The organism is Microbacterium sp. 69-7 (assembly GCF_001897985.1).
Classification (GTDB): Bacteria; Actinomycetota; Actinomycetes; order Actinomycetales; family Microbacteriaceae; genus Microbacterium; species Microbacterium laevaniformans.
The window spans coordinates 40,312-49,133 of sequence record NZ_MKRU01000095.1 but is presented as its reverse complement, the minus strand read 5'-3'; the positions used below and the strand labels follow the sequence as shown (position 1 = coordinate 49,133).

Sequence of the window (8,822 nt, the reverse complement as noted above, 5' to 3'; positions counted from 1 at the left end):
CCGCCGGCGTCCCCGCCGGCGGCGCGTCGCGGTCGTCCTCCTGATCTCCGTGGGCGTCGTCGTGGTCGGGGCCGCATGGCTCGGCATCCGCGGTTGGATGGCGAAAGGCGACCTCGATGACGTCGCGGCGCTGCAGCCGCGGCTGAGCTCAGCGATCGCCGCGGGTGACGCCGGTGCGCTCAGTGCCGTCGTGACCGACGCCGAACAGCACGCGCGTCGCGCCGCCGAGTTGACGACCGACCCGATCTGGCGAGCCACCGAGGCCGTCCCGGTCGTCGGCGCCAACACCGCCGCGGTGCGGATCGTCGCGGAGAGCATCCGCGACATGGCCGCCGCTGCCCAACCGGTGCTGCGCCAGGCGGCGCAGCCGCACGACGGGCAGGGCGGGCTCGACCTGTCGGCGGTATCGGCGGCCGCGCAGCCGCTGGACGAGTTCGCTGCGGTCTTCTCGCGTGTCGACGAATCACTGACGGGAATGTCGACCGACGATCTGGTCGAGCCCGTGGCGACGGCGACCGCGCGGATCCGCGCGGCGGTCGCCGCGGCCGCGCCGACGGTGGCGGAGGCAGCCTCTGTGGCGCAGATCATGCCGGCGATGCTGGGAGCGCACGGGGCTCGAACGATTCTGGTGATGGTGCAGAACTCTGCCGAAGTGCGCACCGGTGGAGGCATCACGGGCTCGTTCATCCTGCTGAGCGCCGACGGCGATCGGCTCGAAGTGCTCGACCAGGTCGACTCGAGTGTCTTTCCGCATCGGGAGACGCCGATCACCGAGCTGCCCGCCCATCTCGTCGCTCTCTACGGCCAGGCTCCGGGGCGATTCGTCATGAATGCGACCATGACCGCCGACTTCGCCCTGAGCGCCCGGCTTGCGTCGACCTGGTGGCAGTCGATCGGCCGTCCAGCTCCGGATGCCGTGATCGCCATCGACCCTGCGGTCCTCACCGCGATGCTCACGATCACGGGGCCGATCACCCTCACCAACGGCACGGTCGTCGATCCGGCGGATGTAGTCGGTGACGTGCTCGTCACGCCGTATCTCGACAAGACCCCCGCGGAGCAGACGGCGGTCCAGCGCGACATTTTCGATCGGCTCTTCGCTCAGATCACGTCTTCCCCCATCGACCCCTTCCGCTGGGTGGGAGCATTCGCGAAGCCGATCGCCGACGGACGCATCTCGATCTTCAGCACACACAGCGATGAACAGCTCGCCGTGGCCCACGGAGCGTTCTCGGGAACGCTGGGGAGATTCCGGGACGCGGGGCCGGATGCCGTGGGCGTCTACTTCAACGATGCGACGACGGGGAAGATGGACACGTTCCTCCACGTTGATCTCGCGCCGTCCGTGCGGGACTGTCGGGCAGATGGCGCCGCCGACGTGACGGTGGCCGTGACCCTCACGAGCGCGGCGCCGGCAGAGGCGCGCACCTTCGCAGCGTCGATGACCGGCGCCGCCAACCCTGCCGCTCCCGGAGACATCACGACCGACGTGACGGTGATGGTCCCCCGCGAGTGGTTCATCGCGGGTGTCACGCTCGACGGTGCGCACGTCGCTGCGACCGCCGCGGACGGGAGTGACGCCGCCGCCTCGCTGGCACGGGTGACACTGCGTCCCGGTGAGCAGAAGACGCTGACGTTCGCGTTCGTGGCGAAGAACGGGGCGCAGCTGCGGCCCACGCTCGTTCACACCCCGATGATGAACGAGGTCGGTGTCGCCGAGGCAGCACGCACGGGGTGCGGCTGAGCGCTTCGGGCGAGCAGGACACCGCGGTGGTGTCAGCTCTTGGCCGCATCCTGCGCGACACGAAGATCGAGGGGGAAGTCGATCGGGAACCCGCCGAACAGCAGCCGCGCCGCGCCGTCGGCGGCCTGACGCACGGCGTCTGCAACGGCGTCGGCGTAGACGACAGGCGTGTGGACGATGATCTCGTCGTGCAGGAAGAACGCCAGGTGCGGGCGCCTCTCGAACACGGCGGCAGAGTTCCGCGCCGCATCGTTCGCGTCGACCGACGGGAGCGCCGCCAGCCGACCACGGAGGTCGGCGAGCCACGCGAGCGCCCACTCGGCTGCGGTGCCCTGCACGACGAAGTTGCGGGTGAAACGCCCGCGATCGCGCGCGGCGCGACGTGCTCGGGTGCGATCTGTCTCGGCTGCCTCCGGCAGAGCTGCGGCGGCCTGGATGTCGCGCCAGTGCGCCGATGCCCGGGGGCTGGTCCGTCCGAGCCAGGTCGATACCACACCGCCCTGCTCCCCCGTCGCCGCCGCGGCATCCACGAGGCCCATGGCGCGGGGGTAGGCGCGCCGCAGGGCAGGCACCAGCCGTCCGCTGTCGCCCGTCGTCGCGCCATACATCGCCCCCAGCACGGCGATCTTCGCCTCCTGACGCGTGTGGACGACACCGCTGTTGACGATGCCCTCGTACAGGTCCTGTCCGCGCGCCGCGGCGGCCAGTGCTTCGTCCGAGGACATCGCCGCGAGAACCCGGGGCTCGAGCTGAGCCACGTCCGCGACGACGAGTGTCCACCCGGGGTCCGCGCGTACGGCGGGACGCAGTTGGCGCGGAATCTGCAGCGCTCCTCCCCCGGACGATGCCCACCTCCCGGTGACCACGCCGCCGGGGACGTACACGGGACGGAACCGACCGTCCGGGGCCCACTCGTCGAGCCACCCCCAGCCGTTCGCGCTCATCAGCCGCGTCAGCTTCTTGTAGACGAGCAGCGGCGCGATCGCGGGATGGTCGTACTCCGCGAGCTCCCACCGGCTCGTCGAGTCTGCGCTGATGCCGACACGATGAAGGCTGCGCAGCAGCTTGGGCTGCGAGTCGAGGTTGGCGGTCGGGTCTTGGAGCGCGGCACGGACTCGCGCCGCGGCCTCACGCACGCGTTCGGGCTGCTCTCCCGGCGGCGGTCGCGTACCGAGCGTCTCCTCGAGGATGCGCTCGTGCGTCCGACGATCCCACGGCAGTCCGGCGCTGTGCATCTCGACTGCCAAGAGTGCGCCGGCGGATTCCGCAGCCACGAGCAGGCGCAATCGTGCGGCGTTAGATGAGCCGCGTATCGCCAGCTGCTGCCGGCGGAATTCGGCGAGCACCTCCTCCGGATCATCCGGGACGCCGGTGGGTGATGTTCCCTCGACGTCGAACAGGGTCGGTGCTGTCACCGGCTGCACCTCTTCCGTGCCGGCGACATCCCACTGCGTCGCCGCCCGGAGTGCATTGGCGTCGGCGACGAGCGCGCTGCGGCGGAGGATCGCGTGGGCCAGGCGAAGATCGTGACAGCGCGCGACCAGCGACGGTGTCGCCAGGATGCCGGGATACCAACGGTTCGTCTCCGACCACACCCACCGGGTGCCTGCGTCATCGGCGTCCCACCAGCCTTCGCGCGGGCGGCGTTGCACGTGTGTGACGTCGAGGTCGGCGTCGATCGTCGTGATGACGACGTCCTCTCCCTCGCGCGCCACGAGACGCCAGCGCGGCGCGATCGCAGCCGTGCTGCTGATCGTCACAACCCCGATTCGTCGGTGCGCACCAGGATCGCACCGCACTCCGGGCAGGTCACGATGTCATCGTCGGATGCCTGTCGTATCGTCTGCAGGTCAGTTCCGGAGAGGACCATGCGGCACGCCTCGCAGGTCTTTCGATGCAGCAGACCGGCCCCGACGCCGCGGGCGGCGAGACGGTCGTACATCGCCAGCAGGTCGGCGGGCACGCGCGCGGCGACCGCCGCGCGGTCACGCGACGCCGCCTCCCCTCGGGCGGTGGCCGCCGCGACGGCTTCCTTGGCCTCTGCGCTGAGGCGAGTGCCTTCCTCGTTCACCGCGGCGATCGTCGATTCCTGTGCGGACACGGCGCTCTGGGCGGTCTCGAGTCGCTCCATCAGTTCGAGTTGAGCGTCCTCGAGGTCGCTCTTGCGCTTGGCGAGCGAGACCAGTTCGTGCTCGAGTCCCTGGGCCTCCTTCGCGTTCGCCGACGACGCGAGTCGTTCGGTGTCGCGGGCCGCTCGCGCATCGACCACGGCGACGTCCGACTCCACGCGGGCGAGTTCGGCGGTGATGTCGTCACGTCGTCCCAAGAGTGTCGTCAGTTCCGCCGACAGGCTCTGACGGCGAGCGAGCAGCTCCTGAACGCGGCCCGCCTGCTCGGGAGTGCGACGGGCGTGCTCGGCGGCGCGGATCGCACCGTCGAGGCTCGCGAGTTCGAGCAGGAGCTGCTGGTCTGCGGGTCGGGACTTCACGGTCCCAACCTACCGCGACACGTGGACAGTCCGTCCCGTGCGCGCTCGCGCCGCACTAGCATGACCACACCGACGGCGGCGCTGCGAGGGCGTCGTTCGTTTTCGCAGAGGAGACATCATGAGCCTGATGCGCACGAAGTCGATCGAGCGCTCCATCGCCGACACCGAGGAGCCCGAGTTCCGGCTTCGCAAATCGCTGTCGGCTCTCGATCTCACCGTCTTCGGCGTCGGCGTCGTGATCGGCGCCGGCATCTTCACGCTCACCGGTCGCGCCGCCCATGAGGTGGCCGGCCCCGCCGTCGTCGTCAGCTTCGTCATCGCGGCGATCGCATGCGCCCTGGCGGCGATGTGCTACGCCGAGTTCGCCTCCACGGTGCCGGTCTCGGGCTCCGCGTACACCTTCTCCTACGCGTCGCTCGGCGAGCTGTTCGCCTGGATCATCGGCTGGGATCTCATCCTGGAGATGTTCCTCGGTGCGAGTGTCGTGGCTCAGGGCTGGAGCGCCTACCTCGGCGTTCTCCTCGGGCAGCTCGGCATCCCACTCCCCGCGGCGATCGGCTACGGCGGCACCGTCGACGTGATGGCGATCGTCCTGGTCATCGTGCTGGGCGCCCTCATGACGCTCGGCATCCGTGAGTCGATGCGCGTCAACCTCGTGCTGGTCGGGGTGAAGCTCTTCATCGTCCTGTTCGTGATCGTCGCGGGCATCATGTTCATCAACCCCGCGAACTATGCGCCGTTCGTCCCGGATGCCGCGCCCCGCGAAGCGGCGACGGGTCTCATGCAGCCGCTGCTGCAGTTCATCTCGGGCTCGGCGCCCATGGCCTTCGGTGTCGGTGGCATCTTCGCCGGCGCAGCTCTCGTCTTCTTCGCGTACATCGGGTTCGACGTGGTCGCCACCACGGCGGAGGAGACGAAGAACCCGCAGCGTGACCTCCCCATCGGCATCATCGCCTCGCTCGCGATCTGCACACTGCTGTACTGCGCGGTGGCGTTGGTGGTCACGGGCATGGTCCGCTTCGACGAGCTCGACCCGGCAGCCGCCCTCGCGAACGCCTTCGCCTTCCACGGGCAGACGTGGATGGCGACGGTGATCTCGGCTGGAGCGGTGGCCGGTCTGACGACCGTCGTGCTCACGCTGCTCATCGGCGCGACCCGCATCATCTTCGCGATGTCGCGCGACGGCCTGCTGCCCCAGCGCCTCGCGAAGGTGCACCCGACCCGCCGAACGCCCTGGCTCATTTCGATCATCGTCACCGTCATCGTCGCACTCGTGGCCGGGCTGACCCCCGTCGGCGTGCTGGAGGAGATGGTCAACATCGGCACGCTCTCGGCGTTCGTGCTCGTCTCGGTCGGAGTGGTCGTGCTCCGCCGCACCCGGCCCGACCTCACGCGCGGCTTCCGCGTCCCGTGGAGCCCGGTGCTGCCGGTCCTGGCGGCGCTCATCTGCGTGTACCTGATGCTCAACCTGACCGTGGAGACGTGGCTGCGATTCCTCGTCTGGCTGGTCATCGGCTTCGTCGTCTACTTCGCGTACTCACGTCGCCACTCGCGGCTCGGCAAGGATGGTGATCTGTACCTCAATCCCGCGGAGCCGAAGGTGGTCGGCCGCGACGGGTGAGCGCCACGACCTCGTAGACTGTCGAGGTCAGGGCCTTTAGCTCAGCTGGTAGAGCGCCACGTTTACACCGTGGATGTCGTCGGTTCGATCCCGGCAGGGCCCACTCGCCGCGGTCGCGATCCACCCCATCGAGATGTGACTAGGCTGATCCAGGATGCGTTGTCGACGCTGCACAAAGCCACGCGTATCAGAAGCCCCGTCCCTGGCATGATCTGCCAGACGAAGAAAGGTGTCTCGTGACGGTCAACGATCAGGATCCGTACTCCCAGGGCCCGCAGGACAGCGACCCCGAAGAGACGCACGAGTGGCAGGAATCGCTCCAGCAGCTCGTCGACAGCAAGGGCGCCGGGCGTGGCCGCGAAATCATGCTCAGCCTGCTCAACAAGTCGCACGAGTTGCAGCTGAACGTTCCCCAGGTGCCCACGACCGACTACATCAACACGATCGCTCCGGAGAACGAGCCCGAGTTCCCCGGTGACGAGGAGCTCGAGCGCCGGTATCGCCGGTGGATCCGCTGGAACGCCGCACTCACGGTGCACCGCGCACAGCGTCCGGGTATCGGCGTCGGCGGTCACATCTCGACCTACGCGTCGTCCGCGTCGCTGTACGAAGTCGGCTTCAACCACTTCTTCCGGGGACTGGACGATCCCCACGGCGGTGACCAGATCTTCATCCAGGGTCACGCCTCCCCCGGCATCTACGCCCGTTCGTTCCTCGAAGGACGACTGTCGGCCGATCAGCTCGACGGCTTCCGTCAGGAGAAGTCGAAGGCGCCCGACGGCATCCCCTCCTACCCGCACCCTCGCCTCATGCCGGAGTACTGGCAGTTCCCGACCGTGTCGATGGGTCTCGGCCCGATCAACGCGATCTATCAGGCGATGACCAACAAGTACCTGACCAACCGCGGCATCAAGGACCTGTCGGGCTCGCGCGTCTGGGCCTTCCTCGGCGACGGTGAGATGGACGAGGTCGAGAGCCGCGGACAGCTCCAGGTCGCGGCCAACGAGGGCCTGGACAACCTCACGTTCGTCGTGAACTGCAACCTGCAGCGTCTCGACGGCCCGGTGCGCGGAAACGGCAAGATCATCCAGGAGCTCGAGGCGTTCTTCCGCGGCGCGGGCTGGAACGTCATCAAGGTCGTCTGGGGCCGCGGGTGGGACGAGCTGTTGCAGGTGGACACCGATGGCGCGCTCGTTCGCCTCATGAACACCACCCCCGACGGTGACTTCCAGACCTACCGCGCCGAGGACGGCAAGTTCATCCGCGACCACTTCTTCGGTCGTGATGAGCGCACCGCGGCGATGGTCACCGACTGGTCCGACGAGGACATCTGGGGAAAGCTCCGCCGTGGCGGACTCGATTACCAGAAGCTCTATGCGGCCTACAAGGCGGCGACGGAGCACAAGGGCCAGCCGACGGTCATCCTCGCCAAGACCATCAAGGGCTACGGCCTCGGTCATCACTTCGAGGGGCGCAATGCGACGCACCAGATGAAGAAGATGACGCTCGACGACCTCAAGCACTTCCGTGACTCGATGCGCATCCCCGTCTCCGACGCCCAGCTCGAGGAGAACCCGTACGCCCCTCCCTACTTCCACCCCGGTATGGAAGACGAGACCATCCAGTACATGGTCGAGAAGCGGCGCGCGCTCGGCGGGTTCCTGCCCGAGCGTCGCACCCACCACGTTCCGATCAGCCTCCCGGACGACAGCGCGTACGCACTGCCGAAGAAGGGATCCGGAACGCAGGAGGTCGCCACGACCATGGCGTTCGTGCGTCTGCTGAAGGACCTGCTGCGATCGAAGGACTTCGGCAACCGCATCGTGCCGATCATCCCCGACGAGGCGCGCACGTTCGGTTTGGACGCCTTCTTCCCGACCGCCAAGATCTACAACCCGAACGGTCAGAACTACACGTCGGTCGACCGGGAGCTGCTGCTCGCCTACAAGGAGAGCCCGCAGGGCCAGATCATGCACGTCGGCATCAACGAGGCCGGAGCGGTGGCGGCGTTCACCGGCACGGGCACCTCGTATGCCACGCACGGCGAGCCGTTGATCCCGGTCTACATCTTCTACTCGATGTTCGGCTTCCAGCGCACCGGCGACGCCCAGTGGGCCGCCGCCGACCAGATGGCGCGCGGATTCATCATGGGTGCCACCGCCGGCCGCACGACGCTGACCGGTGAGGGTCTTCAGCACGCCGACGGCCACTCCCACCTGCTCGCGTCGACGAACCCGGCAACGGTGTCGTACGACCCCGCGTACGGGTACGAGATCGCCCACATCGTCCGCTCCGGCCTGGACCGGATGTACGGCGGCAACCACCCCGACCCGAACGTCATGTACTACGTCACCCTCTACAACGAGCCGCTGGTGCAGCCGGCCGAGCCCGAGGGCGTCGACGTCGAGGGGATCGTCCGCGGCATCCACCGCATCTCGGAGGCCTCCGGCGACGGACACCGCGTGCAGCTGCTCGCGTCCGGCGTGGGCGTGCCGTGGGTGCTCGAGGCGCAGCAGCTGCTGCGCGAGGACTGGGGAGTGGCTGCCGATGTGTGGTCGGTCACGAGCTGGACGGAGCTGCGCCGCGACGGACTCGCCGCCGACGAGCACAACTTCCTGAACCCGCTCGCCGAGCCGCGCACGGCGTACCTCACGGAGAAGCTTCGCGACACCGCAGGCCCCGTCCTGGGCGTGAGCGACTACATGCACGCGGTCCAGGACCAGATTCGCGAGTGGGTTCCCCGCCGCTACGTCACGCTCGGTGCGGACGGCTTCGGCTTCTCCGACACCCGGGCCGCCGCGCGTCGGTTCTTCAAGATCGACGGACCGTCCATCGTCGTCCGCGCCCTGCAGGCGCTGGCCGACGAAGGGCTCGTCGACCGAGCACTGTCGGCACAGGCGATCGAGAAGTACCGCCTGCACGATGTGACGGCCGGAACGAGCGGGAACGCCGGCGGCGAAAGCTGATCG

The 8,822-nt window shown here is 68.5% G+C and carries 5 protein-coding genes and 1 tRNA gene; 4 read left to right on the top strand and 2 right to left on the bottom strand.

Translation table 11 applies throughout. The annotated features are described in order from the left end of the window. On the top strand, positions 1–1,744 hold a 1,744-nt coding region (locus BGN98_RS11720), incomplete at its 5' end, for a DUF4012 domain-containing protein (RefSeq protein ID WP_288121488.1). Between the two features lie 32 nt (positions 1,745–1,776). Here BGN98_RS11720 and BGN98_RS11715 read toward each other — a convergent pair. Beyond that, positions 1,777–3,504, bottom strand: a complete 1,728-nt coding sequence (locus BGN98_RS11715) for a bifunctional 3'-5' exonuclease/DNA polymerase (protein WP_036285064.1) — start codon at positions 3,502–3,504, stop codon at positions 1,777–1,779. Then, positions 3,501–4,232 carry a zinc ribbon domain-containing protein gene (locus tag BGN98_RS11710; protein ID WP_036285062.1) on the bottom strand — a complete coding sequence of 244 codons (732 nt, stop codon included), beginning with the start codon at positions 4,230–4,232 and terminating at the stop codon, positions 3,501–3,503. The genes BGN98_RS11715 and BGN98_RS11710 overlap by 4 nt, the downstream gene beginning before the upstream one ends. Before the next feature lie 118 nt (positions 4,233–4,350). Between BGN98_RS11710 and BGN98_RS11705 the strand changes: the two genes are divergently transcribed. The 3 genes from BGN98_RS11705 to aceE all read left to right on the top strand — a co-directional run bounded on the left by BGN98_RS11705 (position 4,351) and on the right by aceE (position 8,819). Beyond that, positions 4,351–5,853 carry an amino acid permease gene (locus BGN98_RS11705; RefSeq protein ID WP_036285059.1) on the top strand — a complete coding sequence of 501 codons (1,503 nt, stop codon included), beginning with the start codon at positions 4,351–4,353 and terminating at the stop codon, positions 5,851–5,853. A gap of 30 nt (positions 5,854–5,883) precedes the next feature. Then, positions 5,884–5,956: transfer RNA gene (locus BGN98_RS11700), tRNA-Val, on the top strand. 133 nt (positions 5,957–6,089) lie between these two features. Then, positions 6,090–8,819 carry a pyruvate dehydrogenase (acetyl-transferring), homodimeric type gene (aceE, locus tag BGN98_RS11695; RefSeq protein ID WP_288121487.1) on the top strand — a complete coding sequence of 910 codons (2,730 nt, stop codon included), beginning with the start codon at positions 6,090–6,092 and terminating at the stop codon, positions 8,817–8,819. The last annotated feature ends 3 nt before the right edge of the window (positions 8,820–8,822 follow it).

What these genes read in the sequence shown, in the direction of transcription:
- BGN98_RS11705 (WP_036285059.1), top strand. Translation starts at nt 4,351, where the DNA reads ATGAGCCTGATGCGCACGAAGTCGATCGAGCGCTCCATCGCCGACACC.